This is a genomic window from Oleiphilus sp. HI0128, from assembly GCF_001635365.1.
In genome coordinates this window covers 1-730 of record NZ_LWGG01001254.1, presented here as the reverse complement: position 1 = coordinate 730, position 730 = coordinate 1, and the positions used below count along the sequence as shown (strand labels likewise).

The 730-nt window shown below is 45.5% G+C and carries 1 protein-coding gene; it reads left to right on the top strand.

Annotated features, from left to right (window positions below):
* Window positions 1-730, top strand: a 730-nt coding sequence (locus A3763_RS21220; protein WP_255376633.1) for an MATE family efflux transporter, incomplete at both ends; no start/stop codon positions are given.

Below are 730 nucleotides of genomic sequence, written 5' to 3'. Positions count from 1 at the left end.
ATCCACCGTGCAGTCTTGTCTGGTAGCTTATTGGTGGTGATTCTTTTTGTCGTCTTTGCTTTTGGCTTGGTTAATATCTCGCCTGTCTTACTTTTCTTTGGCCAGCTGTCTGAGCTGGTTTTTTTTGCTCAATCATATTTAGATCTTGTTTTATGGGCATTGTTGCCAGCATTTGGTTTTATCTTGATGCGCAGTTTGGTTGTTGGCTTAGGTAATTCAAGGCTTATTCTTCCTATTAGCCTAATAGCAGCCGTTTCAAATTACCCGGTTAGTCTGGTGTTGATGGAAGGCTATTTGGGTTTTCCAAAAATGGGCCTGGAAGGCATAGCCTTAGGAACCTGTATTATTTCCTGGGCGATGTTTCTGGGATTGGTGTTTTTGAGTTATCGACGCGATGAATTTAAGGGATTTCCTTTTTGGAAGGGCTGGCAAAACTTTTCTCTTTCGCAATTTCTTGAAACGCTAAGGCTTGGATTACCTATCGCTTTGGCCCATGCAATGGAGGTGGGAATGTTTTCGGCTGCAGCAATCATGATTGGGTGGTTGGGGGCGACAGCTCTGGCTGCTCATCATGTTGCGCTTCAGGCAGCTACCTTAAGTTTTATGGTGCCACTGGGGATCTCCCAAGCGGTTTCAGTTAAGGTGGGGGAGTTATACGGGCAGAATGCTGTTGGGCAGGTTCCACAAGCTGTGGGTTCAGGTTTTGTACTGGCACTTGTAAGCGCTTGTT